Raw genomic sequence first — 438 nt, forward strand, 5'->3', positions numbered from 1 at the left:
ATCTTGTCCGTACCTAAAGGCCAATGTGAAGCCGGTTTCTCCATCGGTATGGCCTATATGCAGACGTTCCGCCGCATTATCGCGCCACAGGCATTCCGCGTTGCCGTACCGCCTTTGAGCAACGAGTTTATCTGCTTGTTCAAAAATACCTCGCTTGCCGCCGTAGTAACGGTAACCGAGCTTTTCCGTGTTGCCCAATAGACAGCAAACCGTACTTATGACTTTTTGCCCGTTTATATCGAAGCCGCATTGGTTTATTGGTGCTTCTGCAAAGTGCTGTTTATGATTCAGGCGCGCTTTGAAAAACGCTTTGACCGCTATGTCGCCAAATAAGGAGTTGTCATGATTAAAATCCGCAGTATCCATAAAACCTTTGGCGAAAATACCATTTTGCGCGGCATCGATTTGGATGTCGGCAAAGGACAAGTGGTTGTTATC

At 47.3% G+C, this 438-nt stretch carries 2 pseudogenes; both read left to right on the top strand.

The features are described 5' to 3' along the window. A pseudogene (locus ACTHUE_RS20500) lies at positions 1-333 on the top strand (amino acid ABC transporter permease); the annotation flags it as partial. A gap of 9 nt (positions 334-342) precedes the next feature. Then, a pseudogene (locus ACTHUE_RS20505) lies at positions 343-438 on the top strand (polar amino acid ABC transporter ATP-binding protein); the annotation flags it as partial.

The organism is Neisseria sp. P0021.S005 (assembly GCF_051956955.1).